This is a genomic window from Candidatus Odyssella thessalonicensis L13, assembly GCF_000190415.1.
Lineage (GTDB): Bacteria > Pseudomonadota > Alphaproteobacteria > Paracaedibacterales > Paracaedibacteraceae > Paracaedibacter > Paracaedibacter thessalonicensis.
Genome location: NZ_AEWF01000001.1, coordinates 283,955 through 308,904, shown reverse-complemented (window position 1 = coordinate 308,904; position 24,950 = coordinate 283,955). Strand labels below are relative to the sequence as shown.

Below are 24,950 nucleotides of genomic sequence, written 5' to 3'. Positions count from 1 at the left end.
AAACTCTATCCCCTAAAAAAGATACCCCAACTATTGTTCTGACCTCGACCTTCGTAACATACGGAGCAGAGACATAATAGGAAGAAGTTTTAATAAGTGGAGAGAGAAACGTGAAAAATAAGCTTGAAATAGTCGGACCGGGTAGTTAAATGACCTATAGCTACCAAAGAATAAGTGTTTACAATAAATGAAAAGGGCTCAAATTATGAGGATAATGAATACAATAAAATCCATATGCTTAATAGGTTGCGCACTGCAAACCACCGGGGCGATGGAATGGCCACATAAGAGTGAGGAGCTAATCCCCGGAACTTATCTATCTAGTTCCACTGCCTCTTCACAAGTGCAGCAAGAGGAAAAAAGAGGGCGAGAGAAAATTGATTTATCCTCCTCTTCCTCAACAGAAACGGAAAAAAACGGCCTCGCGATAAGACTGAAGATGCGGAAAATAATTCTGCTCCAATGAAGTTAGATGAAAGTGAACAAAAGCAGGTGATGAATCCAACTGGTTTAGTTGCCTCCACTCAAGGGGAAAAATTATCTGGGTTCGAGTTTTATGATGGCCTTCCCAAAGAAGTACAGCTAAATATTCTGGAAGTATCGAATTTTGATTCAAGCACCTTATGGAACTTCCTACGCACAGGACGTGCTCAACGCAGTCTTGTAGAAGAATATATTAAGAAGAAAATGTATCATGAAGAGCCTTTATTTGCTTCTGATATCAAGCCTTTATTTGCTGTTAATACTACGCCATGGTTTACAACTTATATTTCTCGGCATACGTGGATAAATGTTTTATCACAGCTTGCAGCTATGAGTCGTAAACCATTTAATACATATAGGTGTACATCAAAGTGTACTTATGATGATTATAGTGAATCACAAAAACAGAGCTTGCAACAATTAGAGCAATTAAGCAAATATTATTACCGCACTAACGCCACTGCCTTTGCTAACCTTTGTGCTTATTTTGAGACAGCATATCCTAGTAAAAACAGAGAAGTTAGACTATATCTTGAAAAAACTCTTGAAATATCTCTTGGCACTTTTGGCAATAATTCAAATGTTATCATCACTATGGATGAATTTTTAAGAAATTTTATGAATGAATATCAGTTGCACATTCATCATAAGAATTCTTGGGCCCGAGAGTTTGCTATCATGCTTAAAGTCTTATTTATAGACCAACTTGAAGTTAGCGAAGAAAACTGTCCGCCATCACTAAATACATTCGGTACTCGTTTCCAAAAACTGATTTACCACAGCTCTTTTTTTAATGAAGCAATATCTGATCATATTTTTACTTTATTTATAGAAGGCAAGAACTATTTATATCAACAGTTAGAAGGTGAGCTCTCATATAAGTTGTTAAAAGCATTAGCATGCACCTTTCATAATCGCGGAATATTCTACCATAAAAACAAAAGTAGCCTCGAACTTAAAAGTCAAATGATTCTAAGGATGCTTAATAAAAGCCAAGAAATTATTGAGAAGGCTATTACTGCAGGTTGGAACGAATTAGAAGCGTATGAAATGGCTGCCAATATCAGTGTAGGACAGTTAACTGAAATAGAAGAAGCTGATAAGACTATTACTGAGAAAGAAGAATTAATAAAACAGTATGCTTTAATAGCACAAGCTAAACTTGAGGAAGCTTTACAAAAATGTGAGGCTTTAAAAAGAAATTATTCGTATCCTCAATATAATTTCTTAAAAAGCCAAGAAGAAATCTGTATAAAGCTGGGTAGGTTGAATGAGAGAAATTTGAACTCCCTTAAAAAGGCGATTCTGTACTATATTAAAGCTAATACTATACAGAAAGAAATTGTTAATCTCATAAATACTAATCGTATATCAGCCCAATCTCCGGCAGAAGTAATATATGATACGGCACAAAAAATACTAACTGTTGCTAAAGAAATGGTTGAAAGAAAAGAAGATTTTTCTGCTGAAGTGATCACTTGGCTTAATAAGTATTTAAATGATGGAGAAGAGCACGGAACGGACCCTGCTGAAATTCTCGGTAAAATTTATTATTATGGCCTAGGTGTAGAGCAAGATCTTCCAAAAGCGATGAAATTTTTTGCCGATATGGACTACTACGATAATAAATGGATCACTGAGGTAGAGTCAATTATAAGACCTTATAATACTCCGGAGCAGCAGTTAACTGATACAGATGGACTTATACTCGCCCGAATCTTTAAGGAAAACTTATTATCAGTGCCACAGCCAAACTATGATAAATGTATAAAAGAGAGATATGCTCCCTATATTAAAATGGCAATCGAATGGCTACAAGCCAAAGCTGAGACAACCTCTTCTTCCGAAATAAAGTACTTACTTGGCTATTATTATATTATGGGCGTCGAAGGTGAACAAAATATTGAGGTAGGTGAACAACTTATATTCCAACAAGCAGAGCAAGAAGATAATGACAAAAAAAATTATTTTGCAATTAACTATAAAATTGCTCGCAGTAAAGGAAAATCTGTCCAGGAAGCTATAATTTTAGCAGAGTTGGCTCATGAGCGTATAATTAAAGATGTTGCTGCCGGTATTGTCTATCTAAACAATGATCCTGAGGAAAAAGAGGAAAGCCAGACTCAATAAACGGGTAATACTATCAGACACTCTAAGTTCTAAAATGATGCTTCCTAAGCATAAAAAAGCCTAGCTTTTACATATAAGCCGCTAAAGTAAATTTAGCGGCTTTATTTTTACCCATTAATGACTTCTAAATATAAGAACAATCAGAACAAGCAATTTTGACTATCGGCTAACCCTAGGATAGCTGCTTAGCGAATCTTACCACCGACTGTCTTTCCCACGTGTGCGATAATCTTATCCGAAAGCTCATGAATTTCCGCATCGGTCAAAGTAGCCTTTGTTGGCTCTAGACGCACTTCAATAGCTATGGACTTTTTACCAGCTTCTATGTTAGCCCCTGCATACACATCAAAGATATTGACAGATTTAATCAAGATCTTATCAACCTTTTGAATAGCCGTTACTAGCTTTTCCGCAGGCGTTTCTTGATCAATCACAAACGCAAAATCGCGAGTTACAGGCTGTAAATTAGAAAAGTTAGCCATTGTCTTCTTCAGTTTGATCTCTGGTAACATTTCTAAGAAGACTTCAAATCCCACTACTGGGAAGTCTGCCTCAAGGGCTTTCAAGATGCGTGGATGCACTTCTCCAAAGTACCCTAAAACACGATTGCCTTGTCGAATGGTACCGCAACGTCCGGGATGATAATAACTAGGACCACCTTGCTCCACTTGATAAGAGGTAGCGGACAACCCAGTAGCAGCTAAAACAGCCAGAGCATCGGCTTTAGCATCGAAAACATTGACTGAGCGCGGACTTGATTGCCAATCGCGTTCATGAAGATGGTGGGTTCGCAGACCCGAAGCCATTAACTGCTCACCCTTTCCAGAGTACTGAGCAGCAATTTCATAGAAACGGCAATTTTCAAGACCCCGATTATGATTACGAACCGCAGCATCAATCAGGTTTGGAAGAATGCTTGGGCGCATAACTTTCAGTTCAACACTAATCGGATTTTCTACACTTAAATGTGGTGCTTGGCCGCCAAATAGCTGAGCCTTTGCCTCCGATAAGAATGACCAAGTATAACATTCTTGCAGGCCACGACTAGCGAGCAATTGCCGGACAACTTCCGCTTTGCGCGGCAACTTTGGCTGGATCTTTATCTGCGGTAAAGAGACAGGTGGCACATTATCGTAGCCAGCTATTCGCAAAATTTCTTCTACGAGGTCTGCAGGTCCTTCAATATCAAAGCGGAACGAGGGAGGCGTAACAGTTAGCTCAGTGCTAGCAGTTACCACCTCAAAGCCCAACCGTGACAAAATATCTCCCGCTTCCTCTAAACTGATACTCAAACCGCCCAATGAAGTCAGCTTGGCATGTGTCAAAGTAATGGGTGCTTTGAGAGTATAATTAGCTGGAGCAACATTTTTATGAGTAGCCGTTACCACATGGCTCGGTTGGCCGCCACAACACTGTAAGATTAACTGCACGCCGGCATTTATTCCCAGATCAACACTATGCGGATCAACCCCGCGTTCGAAACGGGTGCGGGCCTCACTTAAGAGTTGTAACTTCTGACCGGCCAGTGCAGTTTTAATGGGATCCCAGTGGGCGCATTCAAGCAAGACATCGGTGGTCTCTAGGGTGGCGCCCGTGGTTGATCCCCCCATAATTCCCCCCAATGAGATCACTTCATCATTTGCTGTAATCTTGGCTGCTCCGGCCGGCAAGGAATAAGGTTTACCATTCAATGCTTCAAAAGCTTCACCACCTTGGGCTTCCCCAACAGTCAACAGAGCGGGTAATTTCTGAGCATCAAAGACATGCAGAGGACGACCCAAATCAATGGCAATATAATTGGTGATATCCACTAAAGCATTGATGATATTCTGGCCGACAGCTTCTAGACGATGCTTGATAAAGTCAGGGGCAGTTCCATTCTTAACATTGCGGATATAGACCCCTTTGAATTCTGGGCAGATATCAGAGGCCTCAATAGCAACAGTGATGGGCGAATCGAAAGTCCCGACAAAGGGGCGATAATCAAGCGTCTTTAAAGTTCCCAGACCAGCAGCCGCAAGATCACGGGCAATGCCACGAACGCCAAAGCAATCAGCACGGTTAGGCGTAATTGACAGCTCAATGACAGGATCATCCAGCTTTAATGCTGTGGCCAAGTCTTGACCCGGTACTAAAGCAGAATCTAACTCCATAATACCATCGTGATTTTCGCCAATCATCAGTTCGCGCGCTGAGCAGATCATTCCTTGGCTTTCAACATCGCGGATAACGCCCTTCTTCAAAGCTTGACCGGTAATAGGAATCACTGTTCCTTCACGGGCAAAGGCAATTTTTAGGCCTTGGCGAACATTGGGGGCACCGCAGACAACTTGTAGCTGTTGACCAGAGCCATCATCAATGACACACAGACTCAAACGGTCAGCATTTGGATGCTGTTCCCGTTTAACCACGTGGGCCACCACAAATCCTTTAAGCTTTTCAGCGGGATTCTCAATGTTTTCGACTTCTAACCCTAAATTGACCAGTTTATCACAGATTTCATTAAGGCTCGCTGAGGTATCAAGATGGTCTTTTAACCAGGATAATGTGAATTTCATAGGTTACTTTCCTCCGAAAGGTGAGAAGCCATAATGGCTTAGCCAACGAGCATCGGCTTCAAACATGGCGCGTAGATCGGGAATACCGTACTTTAGCATCGCAAAACGATCAACGCCAAAGCCAAAGGCAAAACCTTGGTATTCTTCGGGATCAATACCGCAATTCTTCAGAACATTTGGATGGACCATGCCACAGCCAAAGACCTCTAACCAATCGTTGCCTTGGCCGAATTTAATGCCGCCGCTGCTGCGATCACACCCGATATCCATTTCGGCTGAGGGTTCAGTAAATGGGAAAAAGCTGGGACGGAAACGGATTATTAAGTCGTCTCTTTCAAAGAAGTGTTTGCAGAAATCAATGACGGTTGCTTTTAAGTGGCCAAAGTTAATCCCTTTGTCCACCACTAACCCTTCCATTTGATGGAACATGGGGGTATGGGTGGCATCATAATCGCAGCGATAGACACGCCCCGGTGCTAAAATCCTGAGCGGTGGCTGCTGGCGCCGCATGGTGCGAATTTGAACGGTTGAGGTATGGGTCCTTAAAAGCTTACGGATGCCTGCTTCATCAGGCATCATATAAAAGGTATCATGGGATTGGCGAGCAGGGTGATGATCTGGCATATTAAGAGCAGAGAAATTATGCTCCTCATCTTCGATTTCTGGACCGGTCGCAATTTCAAAGCCAAAATTCGAGAAGTAGCTTATAATTTCATTAAACACCTGAGAAATAGGGTGAATAGAGCCTACAGCTTCAGGAGTTACGGATAATGTTACGTCTATTTTTTCTTTTATTAACCGTTCTGCCAGCTCTGACTCTTCAATCTGATAGCGGCGACTGTCAATAGTCTCAGCAACAACTGTTTTAAGATGATTGATTTCGGCACCTTTTTCTTTACGCTCTTCAGGGGGCAATGCCCCTAATGTCTTTAAAAGGGCGGTAATCTCGCCTGATTTCCCCAAAAGTCGTACCCGAATCTCATCCAGATCGCGTAAAGACTGACAAGATTGAATCTCTGCCTGCCATAAACTCAGTTGCTCTGTCATAACTATTCTCTTTTATCCTAGAATTTGCTTGATTTTAGCACACAGCAATAAAAGGTGGAAGAGAAGATAGTATTCAGGTCAACCAATTCAATGATTGACATCGCAATAGAAATCTAAAGCGCTTTAGCCCTCGCTTCTGATAGATAGCTGTACCTCTACTACATAATCGTCAACATCAGCATCAGAACCTTTTAGGTTGCTAATAGCTTCGGTAAAGTTACTAATTCGCGCTTCTCAAATTGTTAGGCATTCATTCCATTTATAAAGGTATACATAACTATCTTACCGCAGATTGTATTTCTTGTGAGTTTAAGGGAGGGTAGCTATCCTTCATCTCAATTAATAAAAATTTTTTAAATAAATATAGAAGCTATCCGAAAAAGTAATATTTGAATTTAATTTAGGAAAAATGTGTGGCAATAGTATTTTTGAATAAAACCTAACCACTACACAAGACAATAATAAAGATAACAGATGAAAATTAAAAGCACCTTGAAGTATTTTTTTGTCCTGTTCCCAAAAGGGGGCACCCCCTTAAGTGGTCAAACCGGCTGATACTGGAGGCTATCTTGTATGTATTGTCCAACGGTTTGAAATGGAAAGATATGCCGCCCCATTATCCGCCTCGTTCGACCGTCTATAGCCGCTTTCGCCACTGGGCCGATCATGGCTTATTTATAGGAATGCGAGATACGCTGTTAGAGATTTTTTATGAGCATAAACACACGCTACAAGCTTGTTTTATTGATGGAACATTTGTTCGTGCTGTGTGTGGGGGAGATCATATTGGTCTGACTAAGATTGGTAAAGGGAGCAAAGTTATGGTTATTAGGGAGCAAAGTTATGGTTATTGTCGATGATAAATCGATCCCTATTGCCACTATTGCCACCTCAGCTCAGCCTCATGAAATCTCTCTTGTAGAAGAAACCTCACAAGATTGTCCTATTGCCGATAGAATCACACATTTGGAGGAGATAGAGCTTATGATAGCGATCCTCATGATAAGGCTCTCAAAGACAAAGGCATTACCTTGATTGCTCCGCATAAGAGGAACAGAAAGAACAAAACTCAAGATGGACGAGCTTTAAGAAGATATAGCAAGCGTTGGGTTGTCGAGGGCTTCTTTGCTTGGATGAAACCAGCTCGTCGATTGTTGATCAGATTTGATAAAAAGATCAGTGTTTTTCAAGCTTTCCTTGATCTCTTTTCGGCTATCACCATTTATAGAAAAATCACTTCATGATTTTTCGGATAGATTGTAGTAAGATGTAACTGTCAACAAATCAAATTTTGTTTTATTTTTCACCTAATATAATACCGTAAGATTTGTTTTAATATATGATTGTCCCAACTAATAAATACTTTAATTAACTAAGAATTATGATGATAACGAAAATGAATTTAACTAAATTATTTAGCTTGTCGCTTTTATTAGCCACTTTTAAAATCTCTGTAGCGCAAAGCATGGAGCAGCAAGAAAGCCAACCAACAGCCACGACCCATCAACAAGAAAGCGATACGGTTTTCAGTAAATTAAATGATGACGTAATATTGGTGATTCTTAGTAAACTAGACTATGACAACCTTAAAACTGTACGACTGGTTTCAAAGAAATTAAATGAGATCAGCTGTCATAAATATTTATGGCAAAACTTATCTCAGAAAGAAGATAAATTTTGCCCTATTTCATGGCCAGAGATCGACCATCCGCAACTAAATTATGAACTAAAACAGTTTGGTGGGCGCATAGACACTGATCATTATAAAAAATTAGTCACAACTTATCCTTCTTATCTGCTTATCCCTCTTGATCTCGCTTATGGAGTTATCTTCAATGCTGAAAATTATTTAGATGCAATAAGAAAGGGGGAAGACTACGTTGAGAGGGTGTATCCCTATCCTCCATATTCTAATGAACTTAGATTAGATAAACCCAATATTGCTAATTTGCAAAGTGTAGAGATTAAGTTAGAAACCGCCAAAGGTCGAGTTTACGAATTTATAACAGAGTCAGAAATTATTGAATTTATGACTTTATTATATTCTGTTACTCCCTTGGATGAGGAAAAGGAGCTTTGCTACTTTGACACGAGAAAGCGTAAGAGGGAAGAGGAGACAAAGCAGCAATCTATTCTTCCTTCTTGTTGGCTATCAATGGAAGATCTGCCAGTAACTGTTACATGGGTAGCTAATGTTAATTGTCATGATACTCTTTCGACACCAGAAGACTGTAATTACGACGTGGTCTATTGGGTAGATGACACTCGGACGGGCTGGCGACCTATGTTTATGAAAAAAGATACCATTTATAAACCTAAGCAGACCATTACCTTTGAGAGTTTATTTCCTGAAGGACAAGAATGTATTAAAACAATAATAGCAGTTAATGAGCAATTCTCAGCACCTGAAGATAGTAACCTTAAAGCTTTACCTTATCGTTTAAGGGATATTGATTGTGTTATTGAAACTAAAGATGAGGATGTAGCTTGTGACTTCTCTAAACGCAGACGAACGATTGATGCTAAGGAGAATGAAGAAAATCCTGCGGCAATAGTTGAGGAAAATGTACTTCACTAAAACGACTTGCTAAAAGGGGAGCTGTTGCTTTTCGTATTAACACGGAAGAACTGGGCAACTGCTCTAAAGCTAAGCTTTGAGGTAAAAACTGCCAAAGCAACCTTAGGTCTAAAGAGAATAGTATTTTCGAAAAGAGAGCCAGATAGCATCAAAGCTTTCATTTCTGATTTAATCCCTAACTTGCTTGCAGGACCTTTTCCTTCTGTAGCTTTTTATCTTGAAGCATAGCACGCAAGATAATAGACCGCTGATCGATAAGTTTTGCAATTTTCAAGGTTATAGGTGACTTCAAAGCTGGAAATGTTTCAAAGATATCTTTCGCAATTTTAGGAATACTATGGGAAAGTTCCAGGATCACTGAGCATAAATATTTATCATTAACCCGAATCTTCTGCGCAAAGTCACATATATGTGATTTCTTCAAATGGGCAAAATGCTGTATGCCAAATAAGTAATCCAGGAATCTTTTGGCTGTATTAGGATAAAGATCTGTGGTGATGAATCCAGAGAAGGGAGCCAAGCGGCAACTGGTATTGGGTAATATCTCAATTAATTGATTCTCAATTGCGAAATCATCACAACCAGCAATCAAGCATAAAGATATTGCTCTTATTAAAGAGCGACAATCTACTGCCGGTACGATAGCGTATTGCCGCAACAGATCAAATTGCCCATCCATGGAAATATGATGCTTTTTACCACTCCCAAAGATCTGATTGCTCAGAGCACTTATAAAGGATTCATGGTGGATCTTTTGCCCGAGCTGCGCTGCCCCTACCGGCGCTAAACGGTCAGGTCTATCCATAACCAAAGCAGGCGTATTATTGAGATGAACTCTGGAGATCATAGGGACAGCAATATTAAGATTATAGGCGATCAGGGATACAAAAATTTCATTGCCGACTAGGTCTTCAAACTCTGGCAGGTCACTTTTCAAGATATGAGTATTATCATTTGGCTCAACAGCTTGGAAGATCTCTCCATCAATTATGCTTATTCCTAAATGCGGTTGCACATCAGCAATGGCAATTAATCGATTATTGGGGATGGGGACCAGTTGGCGATTAAGCAACTCTTCACACTCGGCAATCTCGATCTCATTATAAGGCTGTATGGACAGATTATGCTTATAAAAAGATAGAGATCCAGAACAAGGAAAATGATGTTCAGCATTACTGTCCCATAGATCAGGCGAAATTGAATCGAAGAATGGTTTAGCCATCTTCTCTGGATAGGGGGCAGGGTCTAACGGTAACGACAGACTGATAGCCACCGCATTTGGCTGGTGCAGATAGCTACTAATATAAGAGAATTCACGGCCGTCTTCAGTTGTTTCAATCTTGCCGATGGGTTGATTGTTTAAATAAATAATCATTGGTCAACCTCATCCTTGGCTTGGGGTAGTAAATATATACCTAGCATGCGTAAGACTTGTAAAGCTTTACCTATCTCAATGGTCGGTTTACCTTGTTCAAGCTCAACCATAAAACGACTTCCTACATCCGAAAGACCAGCTAATTCAACCTGAGTCATCTCCAAACTTTTCCTTTTCTGGCGGATCAATCTACCTACATCTTTAGAAGTTTTGATTATCATATTTTTCTTCCCGTATGCGATCACTTTACTCAATAGTTACAAGAATATTGTTGGCGGTCAATGCAACAAGAAAATATTAATAAATAATTTTTTAAATATTTTCCCCTATGTTTTTAGATGCTAATAGGGGAGGCGATCATGAGCATAGATCGATTGTTGGATGGGATGGAATTAACAACAGCTGAAATTCTGTACCATTTACCGGATTATTATGATGTGTTACAGCTATTTCTTTGGCAAGATTACGACCGTCCCCCTCACTTTCCTCGCATTAAGCAATTCTTACGCTTCTGGGAGAGTGAGTTAGACGGCAAGCTTCATTCAATAAAAATAGTATCCGCAGGTAATTTAATTATTCCTCAAACGCGCATCGTCTTATGGATGGAAAAGGTTTAAACAGATCCTTCCTAAAGCCAAGATTTGCCGCCAGTTTATACTGTCTGTAACCCTAATTTCTCAAACATTAAAGTGTCATCTGATAGTCTTTGATTTTCCACAGTTAATAATTGTTCACCAGAAAATGTTGAGTTTGCACCGGCAAAGAAACACAGGGCCTGTAGCTCCTTTGACATCTCACTGCGTCCCGCAGAAAGCCGAACATAGGAGGCAGGCATTAAAATCCTGGCCACCGCAATTGTGCGCACAAAATCTAAAGCATCTACAGCAGCCGTTCCATGCAAAGGTGTCCCGGGAACTTGGACAAGCATATTGATGGGGACACTTTTAGGAGGCGTGTCCATATTTGCAAGCGTCATCAGCATCTCCGCCCGATCCCGAGTAGTCTCACCCATTCCTAAAATGCCACCGCAGCAAACATTTATACCCGCCTCAGATACTGACTGAATGGTCTCAAGGCGATCAGCAAAGGTGCGGGTGGTAATAATCTTATCATAATGGCTTTCGGAGGTATCAATATTATGGTTGTAATAGTCTAAGCCCGCTTCTTTAAGCTTTACCGCTTGTTCGGGCTTTAAAAGCCCTAAAGTCACACAGGTTTCCAGACCTAAGCTTTTCACTTCCTTGACCATTTCAATGACTTTATCAAGGTCGCTCTCCCGAGGCCCCCGCCAAGCGGCTCCCATACAAAAACGGCTGGCACCATTTTGTTTGGCTGCTCGTGCTTTTTCAAGAACATCCTCTAATTCTTTTAACGGTTCCTTCTTCAGGCCAGTATTGAAATGGGCAGATTGTGAGCAGTAAGAGCAGTTTTCCGGACAGCTGCCGGTCTTAATATTATACAAGGTAGATAATTGGATCTCGTTGGGATTAAAATTTTGACGGTGAATGGTATGTGCCTTAAAAAGCAGGTCATTAAAAGGCATATTAAACAATTCTAAAACGTCATCAAGCAACCATTTTTTCATTTATAAACTTAAAATTTATTAGTGAGTCTATAGTTGTTTCTAGCATTTATCCTGACGCCGCACAATATGCCATAAAGCGGAGAAGATCATAAACCATATAACATTGAGGTAGGTTGCTGACATGCCTAAAATAAACCAGTTCGCCTGATCGCAGCGTGCCATGGGTTTAGCGCGGAGAAGGGCTCTTAATTCTTCAATATTTTTAGCTTGCTGAGTAACACCATGACAAGCGGCCGTGCCTTGCCACCAATGCAGCTCGACGCCTAGATGATAGATACTCAAAAGGCAGCCAAAGGCAAGAACACCCCCCAGTATGTTAAAGGCTAAACGATAATAACTGATTGATAGACTACCCATTCCTAAGAGTACAACCGCCCCGTATAAATAGCGTTCATATAAGCACAGAACACACGGATTAACATTTAAAAAATATTGGGCATAAAAAGCAAAAGCGAGGCATAAGAATGCCACCGCTCCTGAAAAACCTAGAAACCCTCTTTGAGTAACTAAAAATCTTATATTCATAACAAAAATTTGACCAACAGCAATCCAACCAATAAAGCAATGATAGTGCCAATAGTAAATAACTTAAAGTTCTTTTCGAACAACTGCTTGGCGTCTTCACCAAAATACCAAATCACGCCCGCTAACATCATAAATCGTCCGGTTCTACTAATAAGGGATGCCAACACAAACATTCCTAAATCTAACTGAGACGCCCCACTTGCAATCGTGACCAGTTTATAAGGGATGGGCGTTAATCCTTTTAAGGCAATAATCCAGAAACCATATTCGTGAAAATTGGCCTGGAATTTAGTAAAGGCTTGTTCCAATCCATAGGTATCAATAACCCATTGGCCCAACGTATTCATAAAATAATAGCCGATAGCATATCCCAATACCCCGCCCAGCACTGATGAAAGAGAACAAATGATTGCCAAAACAAACGCTTTAGCACGGTCCGCAATAATCATTGGAATAAGCATAAAATCCGGGGGCAAGGGAAAAAATGAGCTTTCAGCAAAGGAAACAGCTGCTAGAATATAGCGTGCTGACGGGCTGGTAGCATGGCGCATCAACCATTGGTAGAGTCTTGATTTATTTTGTGTATCCGTTACTGCTGTCATTTAAGCACCAAAAGAAAATAAAAAAATTTATAGTTTTCTATTGACTTATAACACAAAAATTCTCTATACCGTTAGATATATCTTATTGGTGCGCCCTTGTGGCGGAATTGGTAGACGCGGCAGACTCAAAATCTGTTGTATGTAGATACGTGGGAGTTCGAGTCTCCCCGAGGGCACCACATCCTCTCAGGTTTTATGAATTTTAAGCTTCTTAATCCAGACGAAATTCGTCAATATTGTGACTATTTTAGCCAATCAGGAACTTTGGCCATTGATACAGAGTTCTGTCGAACAAATAGCTATTGGCCCAAGCTCGCACTAATACAACTATCTGATGGTCAAGAAACCGTGCTCATTGACCCTTTAGAGGAAGGGGTAAATTTAGAACCTGTTCGCAATCTTTTAGCTCAAAAAGATATTGTTAAAATCTTTCATTCCTGTCGGCAAGACCTTGAAATCCTTTTAAAAGTTTTTGGCGAGATTCCTGAGAACATTTTTGACACTCAGCTCGCTTACAATTTCCTATATCCCACTGAAGAAATTAGTTTAGCAAGAATGTTAGAGGAGCAATTAAAGGTCAACCTAAATAAATCGAAACAGAACACCAATTGGATCCGGCGTCCGCTATCTGTTGCTCAATTAACTTATGCGGCCAATGATGTTATTTACCTTCCTGAAATGCATCAAAAGTTACTTACAAGCCTTGAAAGTTGCGGGCGTTACGAATGGCTTAGGGAAGAACAGCTTAACAATTTTGCAGCGCACAAACTTGCGCCGACCACAGATTATTGGCTACGGCTGGCAAAGCGCGGCAACCATCGATCACGCCAGCTTTATATTCTAAAAAAGATATGCGACTGGCGAGAAAAAGTTGCCCAAGAGCTCAATTACAATAGGAAACGTGTTTGCGCTGATGAAACAATACTGAAAATTGTTGAAACCAAATCGTTAGATCCTTCCATCATGCAAGAAATACCTCTTACCCATAGGAATAACTTTGATGGTCTGTGGGAGGAAATAATAGCTGCAACTGAGGAAGAGTGGCCGGCACGGTTAAAACGCAAGCCTCTCAATATAAAAGAGCAAGAATTATTAGAGCAGTTGCGAACATTGCTAGACAATGTCGCCTCTAACTTAAACGTTTCTCCTAAACTGATCGCGACTACTGAGGAATTGAAATCCTATGTTCGAGGGAATGGAGAGGTTCCCTTGCTCAAAGGATGGCGCTATGAAGTATTTGGCCGTCTTGCAGAAAACCTTTCTTAACTTTCCTCAAAGATCCCCACCTCTAGAAAAGTATTTTAGCAGAGCAAGGATAACCTTAACCACGCTTTGAGATCATTAAATCTTAAGGTGTCGTCACTTAAACTGACAAATTGCTTTCCGGAAGTGATATGCGCTTATTACTGAAAATTGTTGGCAAAGCAGACAAAAAACTATAACAGCACAAGATTACTGAAAGGCAAGGATTTTAACCATCCCAGAACCCCTACATGCGTTATCTTTAAAAACTTGTTCCGGCTTAAGATTACAGCCCTGCATTAGAGTGGGGGATGGATTAAATAAAGCCGCGTTAGAGGAATAATCTTCAAAATTGCTTTACTATTTCAAAAATTGTCTTGAAATAGGATCTCAAAGTGTGTAATTAATATTCTATCAAATCAGTCGGGAAGTAGCGCAGCCTGGTAGCGCGCCTGCTTTGGGAGCAGGATGTCGGAGGTTCAAATCCTCTCTTCCCGACCATTTGCTTTAAACGGCGAGGAGAGGGTCCATGCCATACGCACGTATATTTTCCCCATCAAAAACATCGATGCAACAAGGAAAATCTAAAACTGGATACTGGGTTTTAGAATACAATAATTGTGATGCTAAGTTTTATGATCCTATTATGGGGTGGACTGGCAGCAATTCAACGGAGCATCAAATCTCATTAAAATTTGAAACCCTGGAAGCAGCTCAAGAGTTTGCCCATAGTTTAAGTTTGAATGCGATTATTGAGTCGCAGCATACACGCAAAATTCAAAAACGTTCTTATGCTGATAATTTTAGGCATGATAAGCCTCGAGCATAAAGACTTTATAATAACCTATTAGCTCATTAATTTTCACAAGTGGATAGCTCTAATAAGGCTACTCGATAACCCCTTAACTAATTTATTAACGACGACCAACTGCGCCTCTACCGCGTCAGCCTGTTTTCTTTTATTGTCGATTTGAGGGTCTCCTTGCGTAATTGCTAAAAATTTAGGATGTATAGCACGGACAAGCAATAAGTAATCTTCATAGGTTCTAAGAGGAGGAAGCAGGACAACTTTTGCAACACAGGTGAGCGCGGCGAGAATTTCTGCCCTTTGAAGTTGAGTATGAATTGGAGGTGTCCCTTTATTTTGGGAAATGGCATTGTCACTTTCTAAAGCAACAATTACTTGCCCCAATTCAGCAGAGGACTTTAAAAAATCTAGATGACCGTAATGCAGAAGATCAAAGCACCCCCCAATTAAGACGCAATTTTCTAAAGGAAACGTTTTATCGAATGGGTAAGTAAGAATTTTAGGTTGCATTTTTGTACTGATCTTCGTAAGCATTAAAAAGACTATAACATTTTGAACTTAAGAGGAGAAGATTCGTTGCGCTTTGCAACTTTATGTATGTTATTAACTGTGGCGCATGCAGCCGTCGAAGGACAAGCGCCAAAATTCGAAAATATATCTATGGAAAAGGAGAAGAAAATGGTTACTCATTTAGTTATAACCGATGAAAAAGTGGGCGAGGGTGCAGAAGCAAAATCTGGCCAATTGGTAACCGTCCATTATACAGGCCGCTTAACAAATGGAGTAAAATTTGATTCTTCAGTTGATCGCGGCATTCCGTTTCAGTTCATGTTGGGTGTTGGTCAGGTCATTAAAGGATGGGATCAAGGAGTTTCTGGAATGAAAGTAGGCGGCAAGCGCAAATTAGTCATCCCTTCCGAAATGGCATATGGTAAACGGGGTGCTGGTTCTGTTATTCCGCCGGATGCAACATTAGAATTTGATGTAGAACTTCTCTCGGTAGAAGGTTAATCAATAAGAAGTGCTTTATTGCCAGTTTTAATTTGTAAGGAATAAAACTGGCAGTAATGTCGCTTGCTATCGTACAACCAGCTCACTAATTCCACTTGCAACCCTTCTTTGTATGCACCTCAAGTCAGCTTACTTTTTTCAAAGTGCCCCTTTTCAAAGTTAGGCTTAATTCAGATTAAAGCCTATTAAGCTCTCCTAAATAAAAATACGCTTAGCATGAATATGCCTCAATAGACCAGCAAGCATAAATTTTACATTTGGAAAAGCAAAACATAGAGTATTATTGTGGGGTTATTTGATTAACTCCACTCTGTTGTCCATTCTAATGTTCTGATTTCTAATTAAAGCAGCTCTCTTGCTTAGCTTTCAGTGTGATTCAGAAACTGCTAAAAATCATATGAGAACACTTACCCTTGCTCTCTTACAGCATTTACAGCTCAATAGAAAACCATTTAGTCGTAAAAAGTTCAATTTTCTTCTATATAATCTATAACAAAGGGCTCTAAATACAATTTACCGGAAATCCTCTTAAAATACTCCTACAATAAAAAATATTTATATTTACGGCTAACTTTTTTATTATAAAAATACACCAAAAATTATAATGTTATTTCTTACTAATGGAAAGAGGAGTATTAAATGAGATCCCCTTTATACTTAAGCTTATTGATATATCTCTGCAGCTTTAGTCTTGCCCAAGAGATGCTAGAATATAAATTTGAGCAAATGCTGCCGGAACAAGCAGAAGCGCTTAAGCATTATATCGACAGTAAACCCTTTGTTCCTTCGATTAATCTTGACGCGTTACGTGATAAAGCGGTAACGGCGCTATACAGTCAAGAAACCAGAAATTCTTCCCTTAATTTCTTGATTGCATTATCAATAATTACCCAGGATGGTCAAGCGATTATTGCCGCTGCTGACTTTCTTTATCATCAAGAGATGGAAGTAGAAAAATCTATATCGCTTTACAAATACGCTTTAATCTTAAAAGATAATCGGTCAATTTATCCATTAGCAAGGTTATACGGCGATCCTAGTTATTCGGGACAAGATCTAAGTTTATCCCACAAGTATTTCAAGCTGGGAGCTGAGCTAAATCTTAATAACTGTTTGTGCGCCTTAGCACAACATTATCTGGCTGGCACATATTCAAAGCCAGATCCACAAGCAGCGTTCCTATTACTGCAACAAAGTGCTCTTACTGGTTTTGCCCTCGCTGCAACTGAATTAGCAACACTATTAAATGATAAGACTCTCAATGGCCAACCTGATCCTGTGCATGCTTATGAAATTGTAGAAATGCATCGTACCAATGATAATAGAGCTGAACAAATAGCGAGAAATTTAGAGAGAAATTCTTTAGTGCAAGCATATAAAAACAAAGATTATCTTATAATTGCCAACGCTTACCGAGACGGTAAGAAACTGCCGTTAAATAAAGATAGAGCACAATACTTTTACCATAAAGCAGCCTCGCAGCAGAACCGACGTCCAAAAGGTCAACAAGCTCATGATTCTCATCTAATTAACAGCAGCAATCGAGGTCCATTTTCAGCAAAAGTAGCAACCATAAACAACATAATAAAGAACTTATTTTAATAATAATTTAACGTAATTGTTATAATCTGTAATTGTACTTTAGGCGAGGAAGCATGTCACGCTATACAATTGCAGATGTCTATGAGGTTTATCTTGATCAACCTCTCAAAGAATTCGAGACGGAGACTGTCCGCGCCTTTGCATGTAAAGATTTAAGACAGCCTGAACTTTCCTTGGTCTGTTTAAAAACCTCAGTATTCCCGCCCCCCAGAATCCAATTATTTGATAAATTTTTATCCCTTTCTAAAGCATTTCCGACAGCTTCCTTTATGACCTTGCAACATTATGGCAATGAGTATCTATCTTCGACGCGAGACTCAAAGTCAATGGTGCTGATTTATCAACGCCCTAATGGAAATCGGGTTATCTCTGACCTGCATCAACACTTTACGCCTTGGACTGAAGAAGAAATTATTGAAAGGCTGGTAAAGCCAGTTAATGATGGTTTAACGCTGCTAGGTCAGTATGGACTGGCGCATCAGTGCGTATTGCCAACTAATATGTATTTACCAGCCGGAGATAAATTACCCCGCATAAAACTTGGTGACTGTTTAGCTTCGCCGCCGGGGTTATATCAGCATCCTTTTTTCGAACCCATCGAATATGCAATGACGGAACCTATTGCTAAAGGCGAAGCGGCGCCAACAAATGATTTATTTGCGCTTGGGGCTACGGTTGCTTATCTTGCAAACGGAGGCTTTCCGACTGATATCGATTTTTCTAAGCTTGCGGCACAGCGTATTGAATTAGGCACATTAGCGGCATACGCCCCTAAAACCCAGCAAAGTGGACGCATTTATGAACTTTTAAGGGGCTTGCTGCAAGATAATAAAGAACATCGTTGGGGCCCAGCAGAAATAGGGCAATGGCTAACAGCAGGACGTCCTACAGCCGCAATATCGCCTCCTCCTCGACGAGCAAGTCGCCCTCTATCTTTCAATGGTAAAGAGGATGTTTACACTATCAATACTTTATTTGTTGAAATGGTTAATGCTCCTCTCAGTGCTTTAGAATTGATGAACAAGAATGTCTTACCGATGTGGTTAAAAAATGGCTTAAATGATAATCATCGCATGCACCAACTTGATGACCTTAATGCGTTACTTGTCCGTGACTCTACAGCAAATGAACGCTTAATGGGTGTTCTACAAATCTTATATCCAGGAAGCCCTTTATTTTGGCAAGGCAAGTTTTATGCCTTTAATGGGTTAGGTATGGTATTTTGTGATACGGTGCTGCGCAATGACAATTATGATTCTCTTACAGCATTATTATCTTCATCAATTCTTCCTTATTATATGAATACGGATAATGCTAAGGACCTTCTGAATAATGAGGAGTCTACAACTTTTAATTATGGTAAAGCTCTTTTATCCGCTAAAACATTCCTCAATTATGCAGGGGTTGGAGGCGGGGTAGAAAGAGCAATCTACCATATGTCACCATTTTTACCTTGCCTTAGTCCCATTGTAAGACAACAAAATGTATACTCTGTCCCTGAATTACTCCACGCTCTTGATGATATTGGTCACCGTACCAATAAGCCAGAATTACCAGTTGATAGGCATATTATCGCTTTCATATTTAGCAAAGAGACCGCTTTAAAGCAGTCAACATTAAATAATTTGTCATCGTCCTCACAACAAAAAAATGTGCGAGGGATTTTAAGGTTGCTAGCTGAGCTTCAGAACCGCACGCGAATAAAGCAATTAACAGGACTGTGTAAATGGTTTGGTGAGATTTCTGAACCGGTGGTAGAAAGCTTCAAAAATCAAAAATATAAATCCTTGCTACGGAGGAAATTGCAAACTGCTATTGAGAGCGGCAATCTGTCAGGGTTGATTAAATTACTAGATAACCATAAAGCCATAGAAAGTGATATTCAGGGCTTAAGAGCCGCTAATTTAGAGGTCAGTTTTATTGATAAAACTGTACAAACAATTTTAAAAACTGCAGCAACTCCTAAGCATTATTCCGAAACGATAGGACAGAACAACGCAATGATTATGGCAGCAGCTCTGTCATTTGCTGCATCGGGAATCTATATTTTTATAAAGGCAGCGCTATGAGTATTGATGCAGATAAGACCCCAGCCACCAAGAAGCCAGCTAACTTTAAAACGGGAATCTTTTTTCTTATAGTTAGCCTAATCTTTCTAATCTTCTTGCCTGGCTTATCTTTAGTGCTATTTATTGGATTATTACCGACACTAGGGGCCATCATCTCTGACCCTACAGAAACAAGAGCGCAAGCATTTTGTGTGGGCGTTTGCAATATAGCGGGATTGGCTCCTTCTGTTCATGAACTCTATAGCAGCAAATTTAGCATGAAGGCTGCTTACACTCTTATCCATAATGAAATTAATCTTTTAATTATTCTGTGTGCTGCTGCAATTGGTTGGGTAATCTTTTTTACTGTGCCGGTCATAACCACCGTCTTCTATAAATCGCGTGACCGCTCAACCTTGCAAAAGTTAGTCCGTCGATATGATGAACTAAAAGAGACATGGGGAGATGCGGTTGCGTCCTCCTCAGCAATTGAGAATCTTAGAAGTAAATCCAGTAAGTAAGAATATCTAGACCGTTTTATTGGCAGTTTAAAGTTCTTCTCTGTCAGGCTCATTTAAAGGTAAACAGATTCTTTACCTTACGCTTTAGCTTCTTCATCTTCTTAAGCATAAAGTTAGCAAATGTTATATTTTGGTTAATTCCAGCAATGTTCTATTAACCAATCGATCTAATGAGAATTTTTCTTTGCAATAAGCAACTTGCCTTATATTAGGTATATCATGAGAGGTGCCAATGATTTCTTGAATAGCCAAAGCTAATGCATCAGCATTCGCAGGAGCAACGACCACGCCAAAATCTTCAACGATTTGGCGGCAATCACCGACATCAGTTGTAATACAGGGGATTCCATGAGACATTGCTTCACATAAAGTATTACTATAACCTTCCCCGATTGAGCTTAAGCAATAAATATCAAAGGCACTATAACATGGATGGGACCTCTCAGAATGCCAGATAATATTGACTCTTTGCGACTTTGCATAATCTTTTAAGCTTTGCAAATAAGTGGGATCCCCATGGCCCCAGCATAGAAAGTAACAATTTGGATAGTGAGCCAGAACGCGGACTGCTGCTTCAATAAATGTTTTATGGTCTTTCATAGGATCATAGCGACCAACATGCCCAACAAGTATATCCTTATCATTTAAGCCTAGGGCAGATCGAAATTCTTGACGTTTGCTTGCCGAAAATTCATTCTCTTTGAGATCAAGCCCATTCGTAATAACAGCAACTTTGTTAAGTGTATAAGGGGCGTTTTTTAATAAGAGCTCCCGACCCGCATGCGAATTAGCAATAATCTTGACATTGAGGCGATATAGCTGCGTCTCAAGTTTGTGCAAAACTCTATCAAGTACACTATATTGAGTAAAATCCATAAAAGAAACCCGCAGACCACAGACGACCTTAAGAGGGGTAAACAGGGAGGTCAATGCAGCAATAATATTCTGTACAGTTAAAAAGCTGTAGAGAACATCTGCCTTAAAGGACTTAATAAAACGAACATAGGATAAAATAAAACCAATGAGGTCCCAGCGCGATTTCTTAGATAAATTTATAACAGTTAAACCACTAACATCGTACCAGGATGGAGTAGGGGGATACAGGGTCAATATAACAATTTGATGCCCCGCCTTTTGAAGTCCGCGAGCCAGATAAATAATTTGCCGTTCAGCCCCGCCGCGGCCTAAGGAGCGGCAAAATAAAATAATCTTCAATGGTTTAGCGGCCAATATGCTTTTGTCCTCTGGCCTGAGCTAATTTAACTTGAAAATGTCGTGCCTGAGCTCTTCGCTTCTTTTCTTCGGTGATGATATCATAACAATGGGGACAGCTAACACCTTCTTCATACTTTGGAGATAGCTTATCTTGTGGCGATACCGGAAATCGGCAAGAGCGACAGGAGTCGTATTCTCCAATTGCTAACCCATGTTTTACGCCAACTCTTTCATCAAAAACAAAACATTCTCCCTCCCATAAAGATTGCTCTTCCGGAATGTCCTCGAGATACTTTAAGATGCCACCTTTAAGATGATAAACTTCTGAAAATCCTTGTTCTAACATATAAGAGCTTGCTTTTTCACAGCGGATCCCTCCTGTGCAGAACATGGCGACTTTCTTGTGACGCGTGACATCACAATTTTCCTGCACAAACTTAGGAAATTGAGTAAAAGTCTGGGTATTAGGATTCATCGCCCCTTTAAATGACCCCATGGTGTATTCATAATCATTGCGGGTATCAATAACAATTACATCAGGATCTTGAATTAGATCATTCCACTCTTTAGCATCCACATAAGTTCCCACCTGTTTTGTAGGGCTAACCCCCGGCACACCCAGAGTTACAATTTCCTTCTTCAAGCGGACTTTCATACGATGGAAAGGCATTGTCTCCGCAAAGGATTCTTTATACTCAAGATTGTTAAGAAGAGGATGAGAGCGGATAAATGCCACTACTATATCAATTGCCTCACGAGAACCAGCAATGGTTCCATTAATCCCTTCGTCAGCGAGCAAGAGTGTGCCTTTAACACCATGCTGATCACAAAGCTCCTGCAGGGGCTTTTGTAAGTCCCTATAATCTGTTAACGCAGCAAATTGGTACAAAGCAGCAACAGTTAGCATCGATGTCTCTTTAATTATATAATTTTACTTATCAACAATTTAATCAATCATCCTTCGATTTGCAATCATCAATTCTTGCATTTAGCAGACGATTTGCCACAATTTCTTGAGGCTTTAGACCTGTTGCCTTCTTAAGAAGGGCAGTCTGCAGTTCCACCTCTTTACTTTGGGAAGTAAGATCCGTCTGTTGTAAGCAAATCTCAAGAGACTGAGCTAAATTTTCGGGAGTGCAGAGATCTTGAAGAAATTCAGGAATTAGCTCCTTGTTGGCCATAATATTAAGAACGGTGATATATTTAACTTTTGCAAAACACTTAGCTAAGAAATAGGTGACCGCTGAAGTTTTATATCCAATAACGCAGGGGATTTTATTAAGGGCTAACTCTAAAGCCACCGTTCCGCTGGCTGCTAACGCTACTCTGGCTTGGCTGAAACAAGCAAATCGATCTTGGCAATCTGTAATAAGAGTCACATGAGCATTAAGTCGTTGATTGATCGCCTCAATGGTAGTAACGAGATGAGGAAGCGTCGGCACCACAATTTGTAAGTCAGGGTAGGTCTGACGGGCGATTTCAGATGCTTTGATAAAAACCTCATACAGTTTATCAATTTCCTGAAGGCGGCTGCCGGGTAATATCATTAAGATTGGCGCATCATTTAAGCGATAACGGTGACGAAAACTAGGATCGGGAGCAGGCAGACGAAAAGCTGCAGGATGACCGACAAACTCTGCCCTTATATTATAAGGTTCAAAGTAGGCTGGCTCGAAAGGAAAAATGCAATAAACCTCATCATAAAAACAAGCTAATTCTTTAGCCCGACCCTTTTTCCATGCCCATACTGATGGAGAAACATAATGGCAGAGCCGTCCTTTAAAGCCGCGTTGCCGCAACTGCTCTGCTAGACGCACATGAAAACTATAAGCATCCACTGTTAGCACCACAGAAGGATTTTCTTTCAGAATTTTGTCTACGGTCTCAAAAAGACGCTTTCTAATATTCAAATAACGCGGCACAACCTCTAAGAATCCCATAACACTAAGTTCTTCCATGGGAAAAAGACTTTTAAGGCCTCTTTTTTGCATCTCCACCCCACCAATCCCTAAATAAACAGTGTTGGAGGGAAGATAGTCCATCACTTCTCCTGCGATAATATCGCCCGATGGTTCAGCCGCTGAAATGAAGATTTTCACAATGCACCCGAATTTCTTTGTTTTCTTGCCATCATAACGGTATTTTCATTTTATAAAAAGCCTTTGTCTGCATTTATATCTATTTGTTTGCATTTTTCTCTTTCATCTTTTTGATATTTGCTTGATAATCGTCAAGAAATAACAAAGTATTTGATGACGCCAAAATGTAACTTTAACAAAGGTTCTTGCATTAGCGATTATTTTAATGAGTTTACTGTATGAGTTTTTCTGAAATCGGGCTAACATCTGAGTTAGCTGAAACTGTAGCAAAGCTAGGATATGATTGTCCTACCCCAATCCAAAATACGGCTATTCCCTTAGCACTACAAGGTAAAGATATTTTAGCCTGCGCCCAGACGGGAACAGGAAAAACAGCTGCTTTTCTTTTACCGACCATCGAAATTATAAAGCATTCACGATCACGACATCGTCTGCCTTCTGCGGTGATCTTAGCTCCCACGCGTGAGCTGGCCACCCAAGTCTATGACAACTTCTTAAGCTATACTGCTGGAACAAATCTTAAAGCGATTTCAGTTGTTGGTGGTGAAATTATATCAATTCAGGAGCGGATCCTAAAAAAGGGTGTAGATATTTTAATCGCCACTCCCGGGCGTTTAATTGATTTATTTGAAAGAGGAAAGTTGATTCTCACCAATGTTAAAGTTGTGGTTATTGATGAAGCAGACCGCATGCTGGACATGGGCTTTATGCCTGAGGTAGATAAAATCTTCTCCTTTCTGCCAAGATTACGCCAAACATTAATGTTTAGTGCGACCATCTCGCCGGAAATTAAGAGGATCTCCCAGTCTTATCAAATATTGCCTTGCGAGATCAAAATATCTCGTTCTGCTAAAACTGCTGAAACCATAGAACAATCGGTTTTCTATGTGGAAGAGATGCAAAAACGGGTTGCCTTACGCAAGGTCTTAAGAAGTCATCCATCCGTAGAGCCAACAGTTATCTTCTGTAATAAAAAGAAAGATGTGGATATTCTGGCTAAGTCTTTGCAACGGCATGGCTTTTCCGCCCAAGCTCTGCATGGCGATATGGATCAGCGCTCACGCAATGAAACCTTAGAAAATTTCCGTAAAGGAAATTATCGCATCCTCGTCACCACTGATGTGGCCGCCCGCGGTATAGATGTTTCGGGTATTACCCTCGTGATAAATTTTGATGTCCCAGTGCATGAAGAAGATTACGTCCATCGTATTGGACGCACGGGCCGAGCAGGCAAAAATGGCGTAGCCATTATGTTTGTTACCAAGGGTGAAACTAAAAAGCTTAAACGTATTGAAAGTTTAATTAAGCAGGATATTAAGGAAATTCAGATCGATTTGAATGAGATTATGGAAGAAGAGGAGCCTACCGAGAAAGTTGTCGGTTTTGGTAAAATTATTCCACCATTTATGCTGATTGATCCTTTAAAATTTCTAGCACAAAGATCACTGATAAAAGCTTAATTATCGTGGCTAGTTAAGTCTTGTCTAAGCTGCACAATAGAATGCAGCTTAGGAGACGAGG

At 40.1% G+C, this 24,950-nt stretch carries 23 protein-coding genes, 2 tRNA genes and 2 pseudogenes; 16 read left to right on the top strand and 11 right to left on the bottom strand.

Annotation, left to right across the window (positions count from 1 at the left end; all coding sequences use genetic code 11):
- The first annotated feature begins 214 nt into the window (after nucleotides 1–214).
- Entirely contained in the window at nucleotides 215–466 is a 252-nt protein-coding gene (locus HMO_RS0101515; RefSeq protein ID WP_139016796.1) for a hypothetical protein, read from the top strand.
- The gene (locus HMO_RS0101510; RefSeq protein WP_010297789.1) at nucleotides 463–2,613 is read left to right on the top strand and encodes an SEL1-like repeat protein; all 2,151 of its coding nucleotides are present in this window, start codon (nucleotides 463–465) and stop codon (nucleotides 2,611–2,613) included. Before HMO_RS0101515 ends, HMO_RS0101510 begins: the two co-directional genes overlap by 4 nt.
- A gap of 185 nt (nucleotides 2,614–2,798) precedes the next feature.
- Here the strand turns inward: HMO_RS0101510 and pheT are convergent, their stop codons facing one another.
- Complete coding sequence (gene pheT, locus HMO_RS0101505; RefSeq protein WP_010297786.1) at nucleotides 2,799–5,171, bottom strand: phenylalanine--tRNA ligase subunit beta; 2,373 nt, start codon at nucleotides 5,169–5,171, stop codon at nucleotides 2,799–2,801.
- 3 nt (nucleotides 5,172–5,174) lie between these two features.
- Nucleotides 5,175–6,218: a phenylalanine--tRNA ligase subunit alpha gene (gene pheS, locus HMO_RS0101500; RefSeq protein ID WP_010297779.1), complete on the bottom strand. Its 1,044-nt coding sequence runs from the start codon at nucleotides 6,216–6,218 to the stop codon at nucleotides 5,175–5,177.
- A 518-nt stretch (nucleotides 6,219–6,736) separates the two neighbouring features.
- Between pheS and HMO_RS13405 the strand changes: the two are divergent.
- The 4 genes and pseudogenes from HMO_RS13405 to HMO_RS0101480 form a co-directional block, all read left to right on the top strand.
- A pseudogene (locus HMO_RS13405) lies at nucleotides 6,737–7,078 on the top strand (transposase); the annotation flags it as partial.
- Nucleotides 7,062–7,253 carry a hypothetical protein gene (locus HMO_RS16360; RefSeq protein ID WP_010297772.1) on the top strand — a complete coding sequence of 64 codons (192 nt, stop codon included), beginning with the start codon at nucleotides 7,062–7,064 and terminating at the stop codon, nucleotides 7,251–7,253. The pseudogene HMO_RS13405 and the gene HMO_RS16360, both read left to right, overlap by 17 nt.
- On the top strand, nucleotides 7,250–7,462 hold the full coding sequence (locus HMO_RS17610; RefSeq protein WP_010297769.1) for a transposase: 213 nt from the start codon (nucleotides 7,250–7,252) through the stop codon (nucleotides 7,460–7,462). The genes HMO_RS16360 and HMO_RS17610 overlap by 4 nt, the downstream gene beginning before the upstream one ends.
- A gap of 152 nt (nucleotides 7,463–7,614) precedes the next feature.
- Nucleotides 7,615–8,796 (top strand): F-box protein, encoded by a 1,182-nt coding sequence (locus tag HMO_RS0101480; RefSeq protein ID WP_010297767.1) that lies wholly within the window; start codon nucleotides 7,615–7,617, stop codon nucleotides 8,794–8,796.
- Nucleotides 8,797–8,971: 175 nt separating this feature from the next.
- On the opposite strand, the gene HMO_RS0101470 is transcribed toward HMO_RS0101480, so the two are convergent.
- On the bottom strand, nucleotides 8,972–10,171 hold the full coding sequence (locus tag HMO_RS0101470; RefSeq protein WP_010297762.1) for a HipA domain-containing protein: 1,200 nt from the start codon (nucleotides 10,169–10,171) through the stop codon (nucleotides 8,972–8,974).
- Nucleotides 10,168–10,392, bottom strand: a complete 225-nt coding sequence (locus HMO_RS0101465; protein WP_010297760.1) for a helix-turn-helix domain-containing protein — start codon at nucleotides 10,390–10,392, stop codon at nucleotides 10,168–10,170. Before HMO_RS0101465 ends, HMO_RS0101470 begins: the two co-directional genes overlap by 4 nt.
- 138 nt (nucleotides 10,393–10,530) lie before the next feature.
- On the opposite strand from HMO_RS0101465, the gene HMO_RS0101460 reads away from it, so the two are divergent.
- A complete protein-coding gene (locus tag HMO_RS0101460) occupies nucleotides 10,531–10,788 on the top strand; it encodes a Usg family protein (RefSeq protein ID WP_010297757.1) in 258 nt (85 codons plus the stop codon).
- Nucleotides 10,789–10,823: 35 nt separating this feature from the next.
- On the opposite strand, the gene bioB is transcribed toward HMO_RS0101460, so the two are convergent.
- From bioB to HMO_RS0101445, 3 genes are read right to left on the bottom strand one after another with little or no spacing between them, the layout of a single operon-like run.
- Nucleotides 10,824–11,756 (bottom strand): biotin synthase BioB, encoded by a 933-nt coding sequence (bioB, locus tag HMO_RS0101455; RefSeq protein WP_010297754.1) that lies wholly within the window; start codon nucleotides 11,754–11,756, stop codon nucleotides 10,824–10,826.
- Nucleotides 11,757–11,795: 39 nt separating this feature from the next.
- Nucleotides 11,796–12,281 (bottom strand): disulfide bond formation protein B, encoded by a 486-nt coding sequence (locus HMO_RS0101450; RefSeq protein ID WP_010297751.1) that lies wholly within the window; start codon nucleotides 12,279–12,281, stop codon nucleotides 11,796–11,798.
- Nucleotides 12,278–12,883 carry a YqaA family protein gene (locus HMO_RS0101445; RefSeq protein WP_033444403.1) on the bottom strand — a complete coding sequence of 202 codons (606 nt, stop codon included), beginning with the start codon at nucleotides 12,881–12,883 and terminating at the stop codon, nucleotides 12,278–12,280. Before HMO_RS0101445 ends, HMO_RS0101450 begins: the two co-directional genes overlap by 4 nt.
- A gap of 92 nt (nucleotides 12,884–12,975) precedes the next feature.
- Here HMO_RS0101445 and HMO_RS0101440 point away from each other — a divergent pair.
- From HMO_RS0101440 to HMO_RS0101425, 4 genes are all read left to right on the top strand, one after another.
- A tRNA-Leu gene (locus HMO_RS0101440) sits at nucleotides 12,976–13,062 on the top strand.
- Between the two features lie 16 nt (nucleotides 13,063–13,078).
- Nucleotides 13,079–14,149: a ribonuclease D gene (locus tag HMO_RS0101435; protein ID WP_010297745.1), complete on the top strand. Its 1,071-nt coding sequence runs from the start codon at nucleotides 13,079–13,081 to the stop codon at nucleotides 14,147–14,149.
- Nucleotides 14,150–14,549: 400 nt separating this feature from the next.
- Nucleotides 14,550–14,626: transfer RNA gene (locus tag HMO_RS0101430), tRNA-Pro, on the top strand.
- A 28-nt stretch (nucleotides 14,627–14,654) separates the two neighbouring features.
- Nucleotides 14,655–14,954, top strand: coding sequence for an NADH dehydrogenase ubiquinone Fe-S protein 4 (locus HMO_RS0101425; protein WP_010297742.1), 300 nt, complete (start codon nucleotides 14,655–14,657; stop codon nucleotides 14,952–14,954).
- Between the two features lie 33 nt (nucleotides 14,955–14,987).
- Here HMO_RS0101425 and HMO_RS13395 read toward each other — a convergent pair whose 3' ends face one another.
- A complete protein-coding gene (locus HMO_RS13395; protein ID WP_010297739.1) occupies nucleotides 14,988–15,443 on the bottom strand; it encodes an adenylyltransferase/cytidyltransferase family protein in 456 nt (151 codons plus the stop codon).
- 186 nt (nucleotides 15,444–15,629) lie between these two features.
- Here HMO_RS13395 and HMO_RS0101415 point away from each other — a divergent pair.
- The 4 genes and pseudogenes from HMO_RS0101415 to HMO_RS0101400 all read left to right on the top strand — a co-directional run.
- Nucleotides 15,630–15,944: pseudogene (locus HMO_RS0101415) on the top strand (FKBP-type peptidyl-prolyl cis-trans isomerase); the annotation flags it as partial.
- A gap of 639 nt (nucleotides 15,945–16,583) precedes the next feature.
- Nucleotides 16,584–17,546 (top strand): tetratricopeptide repeat protein, encoded by a 963-nt coding sequence (locus HMO_RS0101410; protein ID WP_010297733.1) that lies wholly within the window; start codon nucleotides 16,584–16,586, stop codon nucleotides 17,544–17,546.
- Nucleotides 17,547–17,599: 53 nt separating this feature from the next.
- The gene (locus tag HMO_RS0101405; RefSeq protein ID WP_010297728.1) at nucleotides 17,600–19,615 is read left to right on the top strand and encodes a hypothetical protein; all 2,016 of its coding nucleotides are present in this window, start codon (nucleotides 17,600–17,602) and stop codon (nucleotides 19,613–19,615) included.
- The gene (locus tag HMO_RS0101400) at nucleotides 19,612–20,115 is read left to right on the top strand and encodes a hypothetical protein (RefSeq protein ID WP_010297724.1); all 504 of its coding nucleotides are present in this window, start codon (nucleotides 19,612–19,614) and stop codon (nucleotides 20,113–20,115) included. Before HMO_RS0101405 ends, HMO_RS0101400 begins: the two co-directional genes overlap by 4 nt.
- A 123-nt stretch (nucleotides 20,116–20,238) precedes the next feature.
- Here the strand turns inward: HMO_RS0101400 and HMO_RS0101395 are convergent, their stop codons facing one another.
- Genes HMO_RS0101395 through lpxB form a run of 3 tightly spaced genes read right to left on the bottom strand, consistent with a single transcriptional unit; the run spans nucleotide 20,239 to nucleotide 23,429 of the window.
- Nucleotides 20,239–21,345 carry a glycosyltransferase gene (locus HMO_RS0101395; RefSeq protein ID WP_010297723.1) on the bottom strand — a complete coding sequence of 369 codons (1,107 nt, stop codon included), beginning with the start codon at nucleotides 21,343–21,345 and terminating at the stop codon, nucleotides 20,239–20,241.
- Nucleotides 21,335–22,237: an oxygen-dependent tRNA uridine(34) hydroxylase TrhO gene (gene trhO / locus HMO_RS0101390; RefSeq protein ID WP_010297720.1), complete on the bottom strand. Its 903-nt coding sequence runs from the start codon at nucleotides 22,235–22,237 to the stop codon at nucleotides 21,335–21,337. Before trhO ends, HMO_RS0101395 begins: the two co-directional genes overlap by 11 nt.
- Before the next feature lie 43 nt (nucleotides 22,238–22,280).
- Nucleotides 22,281–23,429, bottom strand: coding sequence for a lipid-A-disaccharide synthase (gene lpxB / locus HMO_RS13390; protein WP_010297718.1), 1,149 nt, complete (start codon nucleotides 23,427–23,429; stop codon nucleotides 22,281–22,283).
- 218 nt (nucleotides 23,430–23,647) lie between these two features.
- Here lpxB and HMO_RS0101380 point away from each other — a divergent pair, with 218 nt between their 5' ends.
- Nucleotides 23,648–24,889: a DEAD/DEAH box helicase gene (locus tag HMO_RS0101380; RefSeq protein ID WP_010297713.1), complete on the top strand. Its 1,242-nt coding sequence runs from the start codon at nucleotides 23,648–23,650 to the stop codon at nucleotides 24,887–24,889.
- Nucleotides 24,890–24,950 lie beyond the last annotated feature (61 nt).

Excerpts from the sequence above, each read along its gene's own strand:
- HMO_RS0101515 (WP_139016796.1), top strand. The coding sequence starts at position 215 with ATGAATACAATAAAATCCATATGCTTAATAGGTTGCGCACTGCAAACC.
- HMO_RS0101510 (WP_010297789.1), top strand. The coding sequence starts at position 463 with ATGAAGTTAGATGAAAGTGAACAAAAGCAGGTGATGAATCCAACTGGT.
- pheT (WP_010297786.1), bottom strand. The coding sequence starts at position 5,171 with ATGAAATTCACATTATCCTGGTTAAAAGACCATCTTGATACCTCAGCG.
- pheS (WP_010297779.1), bottom strand. The coding sequence starts at position 6,218 with ATGACAGAGCAACTGAGTTTATGGCAGGCAGAGATTCAATCTTGTCAG.
- HMO_RS16360 (WP_010297772.1), top strand. The coding sequence starts at position 7,062 with ATGGTTATTGTCGATGATAAATCGATCCCTATTGCCACTATTGCCACC.
- HMO_RS0101480 (WP_010297767.1), top strand. The coding sequence starts at position 7,615 with ATGAATTTAACTAAATTATTTAGCTTGTCGCTTTTATTAGCCACTTTT.
- HMO_RS0101470 (WP_010297762.1), bottom strand. The coding sequence starts at position 10,171 with ATGATTATTTATTTAAACAATCAACCCATCGGCAAGATTGAAACAACT.
- HMO_RS0101465 (WP_010297760.1), bottom strand. The coding sequence starts at position 10,392 with ATGATAATCAAAACTTCTAAAGATGTAGGTAGATTGATCCGCCAGAAA.
- HMO_RS0101460 (WP_010297757.1), top strand. The coding sequence starts at position 10,531 with ATGAGCATAGATCGATTGTTGGATGGGATGGAATTAACAACAGCTGAA.
- bioB (WP_010297754.1), bottom strand. The coding sequence starts at position 11,756 with ATGAAAAAATGGTTGCTTGATGACGTTTTAGAATTGTTTAATATGCCT.
- HMO_RS0101450 (WP_010297751.1), bottom strand. The coding sequence starts at position 12,281 with ATGAATATAAGATTTTTAGTTACTCAAAGAGGGTTTCTAGGTTTTTCA.
- HMO_RS0101445 (WP_033444403.1), bottom strand. The coding sequence starts at position 12,883 with ATGACAGCAGTAACGGATACACAAAATAAATCAAGACTCTACCAATGG.
- HMO_RS0101435 (WP_010297745.1), top strand. The coding sequence starts at position 13,079 with ATGAATTTTAAGCTTCTTAATCCAGACGAAATTCGTCAATATTGTGAC.
- HMO_RS0101425 (WP_010297742.1), top strand. The coding sequence starts at position 14,655 with ATGCCATACGCACGTATATTTTCCCCATCAAAAACATCGATGCAACAA.
- HMO_RS13395 (WP_010297739.1), bottom strand. The coding sequence starts at position 15,443 with ATGCAACCTAAAATTCTTACTTACCCATTCGATAAAACGTTTCCTTTA.
- HMO_RS0101410 (WP_010297733.1), top strand. The coding sequence starts at position 16,584 with ATGAGATCCCCTTTATACTTAAGCTTATTGATATATCTCTGCAGCTTT.
- HMO_RS0101405 (WP_010297728.1), top strand. The coding sequence starts at position 17,600 with ATGTCACGCTATACAATTGCAGATGTCTATGAGGTTTATCTTGATCAA.
- HMO_RS0101400 (WP_010297724.1), top strand. The coding sequence starts at position 19,612 with ATGAGTATTGATGCAGATAAGACCCCAGCCACCAAGAAGCCAGCTAAC.
- trhO (WP_010297720.1), bottom strand. The coding sequence starts at position 22,237 with ATGCTAACTGTTGCTGCTTTGTACCAATTTGCTGCGTTAACAGATTAT.
- HMO_RS0101380 (WP_010297713.1), top strand. The coding sequence starts at position 23,648 with ATGAGTTTTTCTGAAATCGGGCTAACATCTGAGTTAGCTGAAACTGTA.